This window comes from Flavobacterium sp. UBA7680, from assembly GCF_002482975.1.
Classification (GTDB): Bacteria; Bacteroidota; Bacteroidia; order Flavobacteriales; family Flavobacteriaceae; genus Flavobacterium.
Window position 1 is genome coordinate 23,353 of record NZ_DLHA01000034.1, and the last position, 14,748, is coordinate 38,100.

Annotated in this window: 15 protein-coding genes; all 15 read right to left on the reverse strand. The window is 32.8% G+C overall.

Features of this window, described 5'->3' with window-relative positions; genetic code table 11:
- Positions 1-2 precede the first annotated feature (2 nt).
- A complete protein-coding gene (locus B3C18_RS16540; RefSeq protein WP_291149021.1) occupies positions 3-1,520 on the reverse strand; it encodes a phytoene desaturase family protein in 1,518 nt (505 codons plus the stop codon).
- On the reverse strand, positions 1,517-5,197 hold the full coding sequence (locus B3C18_RS16545) for a 1-acyl-sn-glycerol-3-phosphate acyltransferase (protein WP_291149024.1): 3,681 nt from the start codon (positions 5,195-5,197) through the stop codon (positions 1,517-1,519). The genes B3C18_RS16540 and B3C18_RS16545 overlap by 4 nt, the downstream gene beginning before the upstream one ends.
- A 164-nt stretch (positions 5,198-5,361) precedes the next feature.
- Positions 5,362-6,549: a DUF2062 domain-containing protein gene (locus B3C18_RS16550; RefSeq protein WP_291149026.1), complete on the reverse strand. Its 1,188-nt coding sequence runs from the start codon at positions 6,547-6,549 to the stop codon at positions 5,362-5,364.
- A gap of 18 nt (positions 6,550-6,567) precedes the next feature.
- On the reverse strand, positions 6,568-7,053 hold the full coding sequence (locus B3C18_RS16555; protein WP_291149028.1) for a hypothetical protein: 486 nt from the start codon (positions 7,051-7,053) through the stop codon (positions 6,568-6,570).
- A gap of 2 nt (positions 7,054-7,055) precedes the next feature.
- Positions 7,056-7,427, reverse strand: coding sequence for a 3-hydroxyacyl-ACP dehydratase (locus tag B3C18_RS16560; protein ID WP_056207124.1), 372 nt, complete (start codon positions 7,425-7,427; stop codon positions 7,056-7,058).
- A gap of 9 nt (positions 7,428-7,436) precedes the next feature.
- Complete coding sequence (locus tag B3C18_RS16565) at positions 7,437-8,078, reverse strand: outer membrane beta-barrel protein (protein WP_291149034.1); 642 nt, start codon at positions 8,076-8,078, stop codon at positions 7,437-7,439.
- Positions 8,079-8,081: 3 nt separating this feature from the next.
- Positions 8,082-8,702, reverse strand: coding sequence for an outer membrane beta-barrel protein (locus B3C18_RS16570; protein WP_291149037.1), 621 nt, complete (start codon positions 8,700-8,702; stop codon positions 8,082-8,084).
- Entirely contained in the window at positions 8,702-9,301 is a 600-nt protein-coding gene (locus tag B3C18_RS16575; protein ID WP_291149040.1) for a porin family protein, read from the reverse strand. Before B3C18_RS16575 ends, B3C18_RS16570 begins: the two co-directional genes overlap by 1 nt.
- A 37-nt stretch (positions 9,302-9,338) precedes the next feature.
- The gene (locus B3C18_RS16580; protein WP_291149043.1) at positions 9,339-9,974 is read right to left on the reverse strand and encodes a hypothetical protein; all 636 of its coding nucleotides are present in this window, start codon (positions 9,972-9,974) and stop codon (positions 9,339-9,341) included.
- A complete protein-coding gene (locus tag B3C18_RS16585) occupies positions 9,940-10,566 on the reverse strand; it encodes an outer membrane lipoprotein carrier protein LolA (RefSeq protein ID WP_291149046.1) in 627 nt (208 codons plus the stop codon). Before B3C18_RS16585 ends, B3C18_RS16580 begins: the two co-directional genes overlap by 35 nt.
- A 116-nt stretch (positions 10,567-10,682) precedes the next feature.
- Positions 10,683-11,396, reverse strand: a complete 714-nt coding sequence (locus B3C18_RS16590) for a polysaccharide deacetylase family protein (protein ID WP_291149048.1) — start codon at positions 11,394-11,396, stop codon at positions 10,683-10,685.
- A gap of 68 nt (positions 11,397-11,464) precedes the next feature.
- Positions 11,465-12,526, reverse strand: a complete 1,062-nt coding sequence (locus B3C18_RS16595; protein ID WP_291149050.1) for a beta-ketoacyl synthase N-terminal-like domain-containing protein — start codon at positions 12,524-12,526, stop codon at positions 11,465-11,467.
- A gap of 1 nt (position 12,527) precedes the next feature.
- Complete coding sequence (locus tag B3C18_RS16600) at positions 12,528-13,727, reverse strand: beta-ketoacyl-[acyl-carrier-protein] synthase family protein (RefSeq protein ID WP_291149053.1); 1,200 nt, start codon at positions 13,725-13,727, stop codon at positions 12,528-12,530.
- Between the two features lie 136 nt (positions 13,728-13,863).
- Positions 13,864-14,121, reverse strand: coding sequence for a phosphopantetheine-binding protein (locus B3C18_RS16605; protein WP_012023174.1), 258 nt, complete (start codon positions 14,119-14,121; stop codon positions 13,864-13,866).
- Positions 14,122-14,123: 2 nt separating this feature from the next.
- Positions 14,124-14,741 carry a 3-oxoacyl-ACP synthase gene (locus B3C18_RS16610; protein ID WP_291149058.1) on the reverse strand — a complete coding sequence of 206 codons (618 nt, stop codon included), beginning with the start codon at positions 14,739-14,741 and terminating at the stop codon, positions 14,124-14,126.
- Positions 14,742-14,748: the final 7 nt, after the last annotated feature.

Below are 14,748 nucleotides of genomic sequence, written 5' to 3' on the forward strand. Positions count from 1 at the left end.
TTCTATTCAGATTCGGAGTTGATTTTCGTAACTAAATATTCTTTGCCTACAATTTCAGAACAGGTCGAAACGGCACCAATCGTAACGCCCAAAACGCCGTGCATATTGATACTTTGACCTGTAAGATATAAATTATCCAATTTGGTTTTTGCCGGAATCAGCGTTTTCATCGGATTGTTGGAATCTTTAACATACCCGTACATATTTCCGTTGTAACCGCCAATATAATCGCGATAAGAAAGCGGAGTAGAAGTATGAATTGATTTTATACAATCCCTTATTCCCGGAAATTTAATTTCAATCTCAGCTAAAAATTTAGCTGTTTTTCGCGATTTAAATTCCTCATAACTTTCACCGCGATCGCTTTCTTCGGCTGTTGTATTAAAAGTGTCAATCCAGGGCGTAACATCTTCATATTTCATGTAGGTTATAAACGTCATTCCTTCCGCCCAGATTTCCTCTTTTTTTGAAGCGTTCATCGAAGCCATAAAACCTTTTGGCCACGAATCTTCATCATATTCATGTGCCGTCCAGACTTCGCTGCTTTTCTTAAAATGATAGAAATTATGATTGATATATTTAAAAGTGTGAGGCTTAAAAACGATATATAAACTAAAGGCAGAAATTACGCCTTCCAAACTTTGAACACGATTAACAAAAGCTTTTCTAAAGTTTTCTTCGCCCGCCATTTTTAGCGTTGTTTTCGGTTCAATATTCGAAATAAACATTGAGCCAAAAACTTTCATTCCATCTTTTAATTCAACAAAATCGACTTTATTATCTTCAACATTAAAGCGCGTAACTTCTTTGTATTTATAAAATTCGCCGCCGTATTTTTTAAGTTGCTTTAAAAGCTGTTTTGTAATCTGACTTCCGCCGTTAATGCATCGCCACGAACTTTGAATATAAGAGTTGACAGAAAGCGCATGAACGTAAAAAGGCGATTTATCAGGAATGCCCGCATACAGAAAATTAGAACCAGCAAGAACTGCTTTTAGTTTTTCATTTTGTGTACATTCTTCAATCGTTTCTTTTGCATTTAATGCCAGAATTTCGTTGTCGTATTTCCCTTCCCAGTTTAAATTATAAAGCGGAAAAGCATCACAAATGGTTTGAAGCTTTTCGCAGTATTTTTCAATATTTGCTTTTTCTTCAGGGAAAAAAGCAGTTAGTTGATCCGCAAAATTTTCATAACCCTGCGCATGTGGATATTCGTTTTGATCGTCTTCAAACGAAATCATATCGTAACAATTCTCATCTAATTTTTTTAAATTGAGATGATCAATAATGCCAATATATTTAAAATATTTATACAAATTTTGACCTTCGGCTAAACCTCCGATATAATGAATTCCGGTATCAAAAATAGTTTTATCGCGAACAAAAGTCTGCAGATTCCCGCCGTATTGATTGTTCTTTTCGAGCACACAAACGCTGTAGCCTTCTTTAGCCAAAATTATAGACGAAACCAATCCGCCTAAACCGCTGCCAACAATTACTACATCGTATTGCTCTTTCATTGCTTTTTATTTAATACAATTATCACATTTTCTTCTGCAACAATTGCAAAACCAGAATCAACCAATTTAGTTTTTAAATTAGAAGAATTAACTAAAATTATGGAAGAAGCGGCAATCACTTTTTCAAGATCTCCTGCATAATTTTCATCAGAAATTAAAACTATTTCATATTGATTTTCAACTACAGAATCTAGTGAATCCAGATATGATATTTTTCTCTTTTTTAGAAAATAATTTGTTTTGGCAACCAATACTTTTTCTTCATCACTTATAAAAGAAACTATTTTTCGCTGCGGTTCCTGCAATGCCAATAAAACGTCTAATTGCCCATAATCGTTCCCAAGATGCAAAATTTTAGCTTTAGGATTTATGTATTTATTTAAATTGAAATAGGTTTCCAGATTCTGTTTTAAGTCTTTTTTTACAGCATCGCCAATTTCAATTTCTTTGTAATCGTAACTATTAACCAGCATTTTTTTGAAATAATCCGGGCCTTCTAACTGCTGACGAATTTTGCGATGTTCTGCTTTAAAAAAGGTACTTATTTGTTTTGTTCTTTCGGCATAATTATTTCCAAAAGAAGTATTTTCAGGAGTAATTCTCTCTAAAATGGTAACCGTTAAACTTCCGTCATGAATAACAAAGTCGCCTTTAGGAATTAACTCTGAAGCACCATGAATGACAACCGGAATAATATCTAATTTAAATTCTTCGGCAAGGAAAAAAGCACCTTTATGGAATCGTTTTACAACATTATTTTCTGAACGAGTTCCTTCCGGAAAAACCATTAAAGAATAGCCTTCGTTTACTTTTTTACGTAAATGTTCAACGCCGCCTTCTAAACCTTCAGAAACGGGATAAAAACCCGCTTTTCTAACAACGCCGCCAAAAATAGGAGAGTTGTAAACCCAGTCGCTTACCAGAAATATAATTTTTGGGCTCAGCATTCCTATTGATAAAATATCTAAAAATGAAGAATGATTGGCAATAATAACCGCTGGTTTTTCAAACGTTTCGTTAAAATTGTTAACGACTTTTTTGCGAATAAATGGGTTAGAATATAATACCGATTTCATGTATTTTGAAACCACATATCTAAAACCTTTCATTTTTGTTTTTTTGCTAAGCGGTAAAATCGGCATTAATGTGAAACTGAAAAACGACATTAAAATTCCGCCCAAACCGTAATAGAAAAACGACATTACACCATAAAGAAAAGTGCGTAATTGAAATGGTGGATTTCCTTTTTTAGGTCTATTCGACAGAAATAATTTAAACAGAATTGGATAAAAAATGAACGTAATAATTAACGCCGCAAAAACCCCAATTAAGGAAACAGAAGAAATAGAACGCAGCGCCGGATGTTTGGCAAAAACCATTGCGCCAATTCCTAAAATGGTTGTTATTACCGCCAGAATAATTGACGTTCTGTAAATGGCAATTTCGTTTTTTCCGTTTGTATATTCTTTCTGTAAAGCACTTGTCATGAAAATACTAAAATCGACACCGTGACCAAAAATCAATGTGCAGACAATCATGCTAAAAATATTCATTTGAATGCCAAAAATGCCCATAATTCCGGCTGTTACAATTCCCGTTAAAGCAATTGGAATACAACTTACAATCACCAATTCAATTCTTCGGAAAAAGAAAAACAGAATTAAAATTACGGCAACAAAAGAATAATTGACAAGCGAATTAAAATCGGTTTTTAAAGTGCTGAAAAAAGTCTCGTTCATTTGCTGACGATCAATCGCAATAAGATTTTCTTTTGCAGAAGTCGATTTTACAAATTTGTCGCGTTGTTCCCGCGTAACTTTTACCAAAGTAGAAATCGTGTAAAAACCATTTTTTTCGGTTACGAATTCTTTAAGTTGCAACGCTTGAATTTTTAAATAATCTTCGGTAGAAATTGGTTTGAAATCAAAATCAAAATGATCAAAAAACAAAGAATAAGTGCTTGGCTTAAAGCCGAGTTTTGAACCTTCTGCAATTAATTGAGATTTTAAAATTTGTTTTTTTTCTGAGTTCCAAAATGAATTCCATTTTGCGATTTTCTGTTTTTGTGCTGCCTGAGAAAGCACAATTCCGCCAACGGAACTAAAATTCAATATTTTGTCTTGCTGTTTTTCTTTGGATAAATCGGCAAAAAGCTTGCTGTTGTTTTGCAAAACTTCTTCCATGCTTTTTCCGTAAGCCGCAACATAAATGGTTTTTGAAGTTAAGCTGGTACTTTCTTCCAATTGTTTTTCGGCCGCTTTAATATCTTTCGGAACAAAATTTAACTGCGACAAATCGTTATTGAAACCAACATTGTTATACGTAAAACAGCAAATGATAGTAATTAAAACACAAAATCCAATTAAGAATTTATTTTTGTGAAATGAAAAATGAGCCAGTTTATCGATCGCATTTTTCTTGTGTTCAACATTGTTTTCTTTTGGTTTATACAAATGTGGAACAATCAAAAGAGAAAAAATTCCGGTTGCCATAACGATTACGGCGGCGAAAATTCCGAGATCATTCAACGCATCAGATTTTACAAAAAGCAGACATAAAAAGGCAACGGCAGTTGTTGAGCTGCTCATAATTACTGGCATCGTAATGTCTTTGTATAACGTTTTGATGTCGCTGTTATGCTTATAATGTGTAAGAATGTGAAGCGAATAATCGATCGTAATTCCTAATAAAATAGAACCAATTCCGAGAGAAATGGCTGAGATTTGTTCTTTTACAAAATATAAAAACGCCACTGCAAATAAAGCCCCGAAAACGGTTGGAAGGAAAATGATTAACGGAATCAATATTTTTCTGTAAAACAAAATCAAAATCAGCATCAGCGTAATCATTGCGATTGTTGTCGTTAAAACAATATCGCTTTTAATTTGTTTTGCATTTGCGGCCGCAATTAATGCTGAACCAAAATAACTTACAGAAGTTTTTCCTTTAAACTGTGTGTTTAAATTTTCCTGAATTGATTTTAGTTTTTCGGCAAAAATGCTGTTTTTTTCTGTTTCGCTTGAAGAAATATCTGAGGTTATAAAAAGCAGTAATTTCTTTTTATCCTTTGTCATTACAAAACCATTGTCGAGCGTAAAATCGTCGCCAATATTTAGTTGCTGTAATTTTTTTAAAGCGATAAAAGAAATCCCAAGCGGATCCTGCAGAATAAAATCTTTGGTAATAAATCCCGACGGTGAAATAATCGATTTGTAATTTCCCTGAACAGTTGCTGCAATACTGTCTTTTTGAAGTTTAGTTTGAATAGCAGCATAATCTTTATCTTCAAGAAAAAGCGGCAGATTGTTGTAAACAAAATCGATGGTTTCCTGAATATTTTCTTCATCAACTTTTCCCTGAATTCCGCTTATGTAAGGTTTACAAGATTTAGCAACGCTGTCTGAAAAAGCTGTGGCTATTTCTTTTAAATCTTCGGTAGAACCATTTTTTTCGAGTTTGAAAATAACGGTCGTTTTATCGGCAAAGTTTAATTGTTTTAAAACTTTTGCGGTTGCATCGGCTTTGTCGTTTGTTGGAATAAGTTTGGTAATGTCTTCTTCAAACTTAATCTGCGAAGCAAAAAATCCAAATACCAAAAGCATCAAAACAGCCAATAGAACCGAGAGAGATTTTCTTCGGTTTACAAATAAATGAATGGCGTAAAAGTATTGATGCATAATTATTTATTATTGTTTTTTTGCCACAGATTAAAAGTTTAGCTTTAGTTTGTCACCCTGAGCGAAGTCGAAGGGCGTTCCAATTGGACGTGGGCTTCGACTTCGCTCAGCCTGACAAACTGGATGTAAAAATCATTTTAATCCATATAATCTGTGGCAAAACCTTATTTAATATTCGTTTTGTTTTTAGAACTAAAAGCGCTTAAAAGCAAATAACTTATAAGCCCGGCTGATAGTGCTAAAACGGATGCTAAAATAAGACTTCCGACGATATATTGTGCAGCGTTTTTTTGAATATCGTCGAGTGTGGCCGAACTATCTAAAATTAACGGCGCATCGCTCGTAATAAAAAGACTTCCTGTTTTTAAAGAACCGTAGATGACCAGCGGAATAAAAGGCGGAAAACTCACATTTGAAGACAAAAAAGCGATTACTTTATTGAGCCTGAATAAAGCGGCAAAAGTAAAAAGAAGTATAGTTTGAAATCCCCAAAAAGGCGAAATCCCGATAAAAATTCCCAGAGCAATTGAGGCCGATTTTATGAAATTAGAATCGTTGCTTTCTAAAATATCTTCTAGAAAAAACTTTTTAAAACCTTTTTTTTTTGCTCGCCGAAAGAAATCGCGAGGTTTAATATACAGCAAAGCATTAGTTACCAAAACCGTATTTAAAATACTGATTCGGGTAAAATCCCTGAAAGGGCGAAAATGCGAAACACGTTCTGCGGGATCATACAAAACCTGAATTGCAATATTTTTTACCACAATTCCTTTCCATGCAGAACGAACAATCACTTCGATTTCAAACTCAAATTTATTGGTATAAAATCGTTTTGGAATTAATTTTAAAGGATATAATCTAAAACCGGATTGCGTATCCTGAAGTTCAATTCCGGTTTCAAACTTAAACCAGAAATTGGAGAATTTGTTTCCGAAACTGCTTTTCTTAGGAACATTTTCCTGCGTCATGTTTCGGCTTCCAATTAAAAGCGAATTCGGTTCGTTTTGAATTTCCTCAATAAAACTCGGAATATCTGATGCGAAATGTTGTCCGTCAGAATCTATCGTGATGGCGTATTCAAAGTTGAGTTCAATTGCTTTTCTAAAACCATTTCGCAGCGCCCTTCCTTTTCCTAAATTTTTAGGATGATGAATTTGCGTAAACTGCGAATATTGTTTTAAAATTTCGTTGGTTTCATCTGTTGAACCATCATTGACAATAATGATATTTTGAGTGAAATCTAAAATAGAATCCAACACTTTTTTCAATGTTTTATGGTTATTGTATGTTGGTACAATAACACAAAAAGAAGTTGAATCGAGCAATTCCTGCTTTGATAAAATAGGTTTCATTGAGAATTTTTCATGAGCTTATTTTACAAATTGTTTTTCCTTTTCAGGGAAACTTTTTGATTGTAAAACAAAGTCTTTTAGATAATCTTTCAAAGCACCATTTTGCTCGGCATAATGTGCTGTGATAAATTTTTTATCTTCTTTAATATTTTTTCTATAACCTGTAATTCCGGGAACATTTTCCTGAATACTTAATCGAATCATTCTGATTTCGATATTATTAGGCTCGCTTTTTATAGTCGATTCCAGAAGCTTTGCGCCTTCTTTAAAACGGGAAATTTTGCTTCCTAAAACGCTTTCAAATTTAGAATCTAATAAAATAGAAGCTGCTTTGTAAGCCACTAAAATTTTATCATCGTTGTTTGAAACGCCGGAAAGTTTTTCGATAAATTCTTTAGAATTGGTTTCTGATTTGGTAACATCAGTATACATTTTGCGAATGGAAGCCAAATCTGGAGTTCCCGCAAAATTTATCCATAGAAGTAATGACAATAGTAATTTCATAATTATAATTTTTTATACACATTGCTTAATTTTAAAGCGGTGGTATCGTTAAAATATGTGGTGTTTTTCACCTTTACCAAATCATCTTCTGTGGTTGTTATGTCAAGTTCTAAACGGAGTTCCGGATTGGTCTCCGGATTAATTAATGCCATGAATTTTACATTCGAAAGTGTTTGTATTATCAAGGAACTTTTTGTGATTGACTCGACAAGTTCTTTAATAATTTGAATCATGCAAACGCCCGGCATTATTGGGTTTCCAGGAAAATGACCTTTAAAAACCTCATGATTGGCATTAACTAATATACGAAAATTATATTTAGCATCGCCTGTTTTCTCCTCTGAAAGGACTTTGTAAAAGTCTTTTAAAACCATAATTTTTTATTATTTTCCGAATGTATATGCGGCACCAAATTGAAACACTAAATTATTGCTGTCACCACTTTCATCGTAATAATTTATAAAAGCATTTGTAAATCCTTTTTTTACTCTTGCTTCAAATGCAATTCCATTTTTCAGGCTATATCCTAACCCGGCAATAATTCCCAAATCGATATCATCACCTTTATTAAAATTGTGTTCTTTATTTTTAGGATCTACTTTAATATCATCAGCAATTAAAATATCGGCAAAAGGCCCAGCCAATGCATAAATACTTTCCGTAAAATTAAATTTATTTATAGTAAGTGCCGAAATATATTGTAATGAAGCATTTACACTTCCGCTGTCATAAGTGGTTACATATGAGTTTGTTTCCGGAATATAAGTGCTGGTAGTACCCATACTTGCATTACCTTTTCCTCCTTGTCTTGAATATGTTAATTCAGGCTGCAGCGTGTAAACTTTGCCAAGTTTTAAAGCTCCAAAAGCACCTATATAAAAATCTGTTTTGTTACCCAGATCAGTATCTGTTATTTTAGAAATATTAACTCCGGCGTTAATTCCCGGTCTAAAAGTTACTTGAGCTTGTGTGCTTAAAAATGCAAAAAACAACAATGCAATAATGGCTAAATTTTTAATATTCATAATTTATTTTACGTTAAAAGAATAGGTAACACCTATTTGAAAATTGACATTACTATTATAATCACTAAAAAAGTAATCATTGTTATTAGAATTATTATAATAATAATCGCTGTCTAAAACATCATAAAGACCTTTTTTAAATCGAATCTCAAATCCAAGTCCCGAAGGCATTTTATAAGCAAGACCAGTAACAAACGAAAGATCATTATTTGTTTTTCTAAAAGCTAAATTGTCGTCTAAAAGAACATCTAAAGCAGGACCAAACTGTACCTGAAAACCTTGCCCAAATTTTAATTTGTTAATCAAACCAATCGACAAATAACTAATTTGCAAATCCTGATAAACGACTCTTTCTGTCTGCGTATTTGAATCGAAAAAATTTCGGGCAACATTATTAGAACCCTGCCTGATATAATTTATTTCGGGCTGAAGCGCATAACGTTTCGATAAGTTTATTTCTCCAAAACCGCCAACATAAAAATCAGGCTTGTAATCAGCATGCGTTTCTGAAATGGTCGAAAGGCTCAAACCAGCTCTTAAACCAGGAGTAAAAGTGACTTGGGCTTGCAGTTTTACGATTGCAAAAAAAACGAATAAGACAAACGCTAATTTCTTTTTATACATTATTTTACTTTAAAAGTATAGCTGATACCGATTTGGAAAACCTGATTTAAAATAACATCATTGTAATAGTAATCATCATTGTTATTATCAAGTCCGTCATAACCATAAATATCTATCATACCTTGTTTGATTCTAGCTTCAAAAGTCAATCCATTTGGCAACGTATAACCAACACCTCCAACAATAGCAAGGTCAAAACCTTCAGGATTGCTGTTTATGTAATTGTCACCAACTTTTATATCTAAAGATGGACCGGCTAAAACATGAAAACCTTTACCTCCAAAATGATATTTGGCAACGGCCCCCAGTGTTAGGTAATTTAATTCATACTTTTCAGAATAATAACGGCCGTTTTCGAAATATCTTCCTTCATCACCTTGTCTTGAATACGTTATCTCAGGCTGCAGCGAAAAATATTTGTTAAATTTAATGTCTACTAGTCCACCAATGTAAAAATCTGTTTTAGATCTGTTATCATCAATATTGGTTAATGTTGAAATATTCAAACCGCCTCTAAGGCCGGGACTAACTTTTACCTGTGCTTGTGATTTTACAAGACCGATAAATAAAACGAATGCAATTAAGGTTATTTTTTTCATCTTTTGATTAGTTTAATTTTATGGTTAGTTTAAGTTTCTACTCTGATTTAAAATAATTTAGCTCAATTTTAAGCTTAATATTTTGATGAATTATCTGAATCTTTTCAGCAAAAATATTGTTTTCTGAATTGAAAAACAGCGTAAATTTTTCTTTTGTTTTAGATGCGTGAACGATCTTTTCTAATTTTTGATCTTTTTTGGAGATAAAAATATAATTGTCCCGTTTTCCATCTGCCGATTTATAAATATCATTTGATTCGTTTTCAAATTGTTCCTGAATCAAATATTGTTTTTTTAAAAGCAGTCGGAAATCTTCTTTTAATGTATTAATTAAAATTTTTCGATCTAATTCTGAAACAATCGAATTGACTTTAAAATCATTTTCAGAAATTTCAAAATCCATTAATTTATTTCCGAATTCTGTTGTAAAAACAATTCGATGCGTAATGTCGTTTATTTTTTTAGCAATGAAAATTCCCGACAATTCATTTCCGTAAACAGATATATTAGTTTTATAAACATAATCGGTTTTTGAATCTGAAAAATACGGAACGTCATAAGACGTTTTGTCTAATTTTTTTGGCGTATAGTTTTTTGTGACCGAGCCGCAAGAAACCAAAACAATTGCCAGAAAACAATTAATTAGTAAAAACTGAATCGTCGATTTTTGCATTGATCACTTTATTTTTAAGTACAATTCGGGTATAATCCTCAGATGATTCTAATAATTTTACTTGAACCACAGTTGCTTCTTCCTTGTCAAAAGTCAGTTCGATTTGTTTGATGTATTTTTTCAGCGTCGCATCTTTCGGAATAAATTTCGCTAAGTTTTGACCTTTCAATTTAAAATACGAAATCGTAAATTCTTTATCGTCAAACATATTTCCGCTTACACTTCCAATAATTAATTTATTGATTCGGGCAAAGATCTTGCTGTTGCCAATATCAACCGCGCTTTTCTTTCCTTCGTCGTTAATCAGGATTTTTCCGTTCTTGAAAACAATGCTGTAATTATATGGTTTTTTATATTGCCATTGCAAAAGTGCAGGTTCTTTAAAAACCATTTTTCCAGAAGTTTCAATGTCTTTTGATAAAAAATCTAAATGTTTGTACTGAACAAAATCAGTACTTAAAGTTTTGATTTTTTTGGACACAACATTTACATCTTGTTTAAAAGAAGCAATTTCAGCATCGGTCATTTTTTGTTCCTGAGCGAACAATGAGCTTGAAATAAATAGAATTAGTAATGCTATTTTAGTTTTCATATTTTTTTAAAATTGTACTTTAAAATTTTTTTTGCCACAGATTAAAATGATTTACACAGATTATATATTTAATAAAAATCCGTTTTAATCAGCGTCTTCGCTTTAGCGAATCCGTATTATCCGCGTTCAATTTCATAAGCATTAAGATTCAGTAATTCTTCAATCGAAACCACTTCATAATGATTTTGCTGTAAAAATTGCAAAAACTGTTCCAATACTAAAACAGAGTGTGATCCCTTATCGTGCAAAAGTACAATTCCGCCCGGAGAAACACGTTTTATAATTCGATTGAAAATTAATTCCTGATTTTTAGTTCCTCCATCAAGAGAACGAATATTCCAGCCAATTGTTTTATGTCCGGTGATTTTTAAAGCTCTTCGAATCGAAGGCGTAGTAACTCCGTAAGGCGGACGAAAGAAGTTTATTTTTTTTGAAGTATATTTTTCCAGTAATTTATCTGTTTTGCGAAGTTCCTCCGTTATTTTATCTTCATGATAAAAATCGAAAAATTTAGAGTGAGAATAGGAATGATTTCCAACCAAATGTCCTTCTGCAATAACTTTTTGAATAATTTCAGGATGCTTTTCAATGTTTTTTCCAATGCAGAAAAATGTGGCTTTAGCATTGTATTTTTTCAGAAGTTCTAAAACTTCCAAAGTAAATTCACTTGGGCCGTCGTCAAAAGTTAAGGCAATTTTTTTCTCTGTTTCCAGTGGATTATTGCAGAAAGCTTTTACATGATAATTGGAAGAAATTATCGAAGAACCAACAGCATTAATTCCAATCCAGATAAAAACTAGAGCAAAAAAATACCACAGATTTATTGCCATAAAAAGATTCAAAAGAAAAACTAAAAGCAATAAAAAGATAAAAAAGATCGAGATGTTTTTATGCGTTATCATTTTGAAAGTAACGTAAAACTATGATTTTTTCCGTTTAATTGATTGTACAATAAAATGGTTTTATAAGCTGGTTTTGCAGCCGAATTTACTTTTATAATTTCTGGAATTTCCTGAGTTTTTAAAATTTTTGAAGCCATCCAAAAAGCAAAAGCCGAAGCCGTATCATATTCGCCGCTCAAATGTTTGTAATATAAAACAGGAGTTTTGGCGAAAGCATTTTCTGCCAGATTTTTATAATAATTTTCGAAAGAAGCATTTCCGTCAAAACCTAAAACCAAAGCATCAACATCAGAAATTTCTAAATTATTGACTTTCAGAAAAGATTTAATTTCAGATTCAATTTCGTTTTCTTCCAGCGTATTTACGATTGCAATATCCAAAAGTTCAGCGTAAGTGTTTTCTTTTCTTTCGTTTTCTAAAACAAAAAAACTGGCACCTTCACCATAAACAGCTCCGCTGGTTTTAGAATTTAAAACATCATAAGGTGCAGTATTATCTGCTTTGATTCGGCCGTTTAATTTAAAAAGAGAAGTAGTGTATTCTCCATTTTCATCAACGCCGCCGACTAAAATCGAATTGGCTTCATCTTCTTCAATCTGCATTTTAGCATCTAAAAGCGCCGATTCAAAAGAAACCGCGCCGTTTACATAAGTAAAATTATAACCTTTACATTGCTGTAAAAGTGCAATTTGCGCACCAACTGTATTGTGCGTAGATTGAATAAAAGAAGTTGGCGTTAAAAACTCTTCTTTATTATCTAAAATGCTTTTCAGGAATTTTTCAGAATCTTCGATACAGCCTAAACCGGTTCCGGTAATGATTGCATCAACTTTTTCGACATTAGCATCTTTCATTGCCAAAGCCGAAGCTACAATTCCGTTTTTCACTCCTTTTGCCATTCTGCGGCTTGCAGCTGGCGAAATATATTCTTTGTACGCAGGTGAAACAATCGCCAGTACATTTTCATCATGATTAACATTGGCTTCTTCTAAAAAAACAGTATCAAATGTTTTTTGAGTCGAAATACAGCCTACTCCATTTATATATGTTTTTTTCATTTTAGCTTTTTGAAAATATAAGAGTTGAACAATTTCCTCCAAATCCAAAAGAATTAGATAAAACGTGTTCGATATTTTTTGTTATTAATGAAGTCTGCGGAGTCAAATCGATTTCTTCCATCTGCGTTTCAAAATTCAAATTAGGATAAACAACATTATTCTGAATCGCCAAAACACTGTAAACAGCTTCAATTGCCGCTGCTGCCGCTAAAGTATGTCCCGTAAAAGGTTTTGTTGAACTAAAATCAGGAACTTTTTCGTCTTCGTAAATACGGCGTAAAGCTCTTCCTTCAGATAAATCGTTATTTGGAGTTGCCGTTCCGTGAACGTTGATATAATCAATTTGAGAAGGTTTTAAACCCGAAACTTCAAAAGCTTTTTTCATTGCTAAATAAGCACCGTCTCCATTTTCAGAAGAAGCCGTTTGGTGAAAAGCATCATTTGCGTTTCCGTAACCGGAAACTCTTGCCAGTACTTTTTTATTTTGTTTGGCAACAATTTCATCCGATTCTAAAACTAAAAAAGCCGCAGCTTCTCCAAGATTTAATCCTTTTCTGTTATTGTCGAAAGGTTTGTTGTAATCGTCAGATAAAATCATCAAAGTCTTAAATCCGTTGATGGTGAATTTTGACAAAGCATCGGCTCCGCCAACAATAACACGGTCTAATTTTCCGGTTTTAATTAATCTTGCACCCAGCATAATTGAATTTGCAGCAGAGGAACAAGCCGTGCTGATAGTCGAAACCATTCCTTTTAAACCCAGTTCTTCGGCAATTTTATCTGCAACATCGCCGCCGTCGTGACAAGTGATATATTTAACCAATTCAGGCTTTTCGAAATAATCGTAATAATGTTTTTCCGTCATGTCCATTCCGCCCACACTTGTAGCCGAAATAAGTCCAGTTCTAAATTCGTTGATAGAGGTAATGCCGGCATTTTCAACAGCTTGTTTTGCTGCCAAAGTACCAATCATAGCGGTTCTCGAAAAATTATTATCGCTGTTTAATTCCAGTTCAGCAATAAGTTCATCGTTGGTTTTTTTGATTTCACCTACTTTGATAACATCTGCATGAACTGTAGAAATATTAGAGATACGGGAAATCCCGATTTTATTTTCGATTAACGAACGATAATTTTCCTCAACCGAATTCCCGATTGCGGAGATAATTCCCATTCCCGTTATTGCAACACCTTTTGTCATTTTAGATTTTAGAGTTTTGATTTTAGATTCTAGAACTTTGTCAAAGTTTTAAACTTTGACAAAGTTGACGGATTTTAAAACATGTTAGATTTTAGATTCCAATAGGAAATTTAAAATCTGAAGTCTAAATCTAAAATTATTTCGTTCTGTTAGCGCTAATGTACGCCGCCATAGTTTCGATAGACTGGAAAATTGTTTTCCCTTCTTTCGGATCTACTAATTTAATTCCGTAATCTTTATCTAAAATCACGATCAATTCAAGCGCATCAATCGAGTCTAAACCTAAACCATCTCCAAACAAAGGATCGTTATCAGCAATGTCTTCAATTGTGATATCTTCAAGGTTTAAAGTAGTAATAATTTTGTTTTTCAATTCTTCTTTTAATGCTTCCATGATTATTTATTATATAATGTATTGATAGTTTCGTTTGTATATTTTGTGTTTTCTGCTGCGCTGATTGTGCAGAGAAAAGCTTTATAATTGTCATTAAAATATTCTACCCAGCCGCATAAAACCATATCTGCCTTATTTGTATTCAACAGAATATCTGAATAATTCGACATAAATTCTGTGTTAAAGGTGTCAAATATAAAGAAAGAATTTTCACTTTTCAGCTGATGACGGATACTTATTTCGCCCAGACAAATATTTGGGAGCGTATAAACGAAAACCGCCGGACTCGGAAAATAGTTTTCTTTATCTGAAATTGATTCCTGATATTTTACATCGGTATCTAAACTTGACGATTTATTTGCTAAAACCAAAGCGATATTATGTTCTTTTTCTTCTGAAGTTATTGGACTCAAAAGCAATTCTGATCCTAAAAAAGCCAGTTTACTCAAAGCATCCATTTTGAAAAATTTTGGATATTGCATTTCAAAATTGCGATACGATTGTTTGGAGAAATCAGCAAAATCTGTTGGTTCAATTTTGAATACAGAAGTTCCGTTCAAAACAATTTCATTGTTTTGGATGGTGATGTAGGATTGTATATTGGTTTTATTTTGAGTCATTATTTTT

What these genes read in the sequence shown, in the direction of transcription:
- B3C18_RS16545 (WP_291149024.1), bottom strand. Translation starts at nt 5,197, where the DNA reads ATGCATCAATACTTTTACGCCATTCATTTATTTGTAAACCGAAGAAAA.
- B3C18_RS16570 (WP_291149037.1), bottom strand. Translation starts at nt 8,702, where the DNA reads ATGTATAAAAAGAAATTAGCGTTTGTCTTATTCGTTTTTTTTGCAATC.
- B3C18_RS16610 (WP_291149058.1), bottom strand. Translation starts at nt 14,741, where the DNA reads ATGACTCAAAATAAAACCAATATACAATCCTACATCACCATCCAAAAC.
- B3C18_RS16585 (WP_291149046.1), bottom strand. Translation starts at nt 10,566, where the DNA reads ATGAAAACTAAAATAGCATTACTAATTCTATTTATTTCAAGCTCATTG.
- B3C18_RS16560 (WP_056207124.1), bottom strand. Translation starts at nt 7,427, where the DNA reads ATGGTTTTAAAAGACTTTTACAAAGTCCTTTCAGAGGAGAAAACAGGC.
- B3C18_RS16575 (WP_291149040.1), bottom strand. Translation starts at nt 9,301, where the DNA reads ATGAAAAAAATAACCTTAATTGCATTCGTTTTATTTATCGGTCTTGTA.
- B3C18_RS16580 (WP_291149043.1), bottom strand. Translation starts at nt 9,974, where the DNA reads ATGCAAAAATCGACGATTCAGTTTTTACTAATTAATTGTTTTCTGGCA.
- B3C18_RS16540 (WP_291149021.1), bottom strand. Translation starts at nt 1,520, where the DNA reads ATGAAAGAGCAATACGATGTAGTAATTGTTGGCAGCGGTTTAGGCGGA.
- B3C18_RS16550 (WP_291149026.1), bottom strand. Translation starts at nt 6,549, where the DNA reads ATGAAACCTATTTTATCAAAGCAGGAATTGCTCGATTCAACTTCTTTT.
- B3C18_RS16600 (WP_291149053.1), bottom strand. Translation starts at nt 13,727, where the DNA reads ATGACAAAAGGTGTTGCAATAACGGGAATGGGAATTATCTCCGCAATC.
- B3C18_RS16555 (WP_291149028.1), bottom strand. Translation starts at nt 7,053, where the DNA reads ATGAAATTACTATTGTCATTACTTCTATGGATAAATTTTGCGGGAACT.
- B3C18_RS16590 (WP_291149048.1), bottom strand. Translation starts at nt 11,396, where the DNA reads ATGGCAATAAATCTGTGGTATTTTTTTGCTCTAGTTTTTATCTGGATT.
- B3C18_RS16565 (WP_291149034.1), bottom strand. Translation starts at nt 8,078, where the DNA reads ATGAATATTAAAAATTTAGCCATTATTGCATTGTTGTTTTTTGCATTT.
- B3C18_RS16595 (WP_291149050.1), bottom strand. Translation starts at nt 12,526, where the DNA reads ATGAAAAAAACATATATAAATGGAGTAGGCTGTATTTCGACTCAAAAA.
- B3C18_RS16605 (WP_012023174.1), bottom strand. Translation starts at nt 14,121, where the DNA reads ATGGAAGCATTAAAAGAAGAATTGAAAAACAAAATTATTACTACTTTA.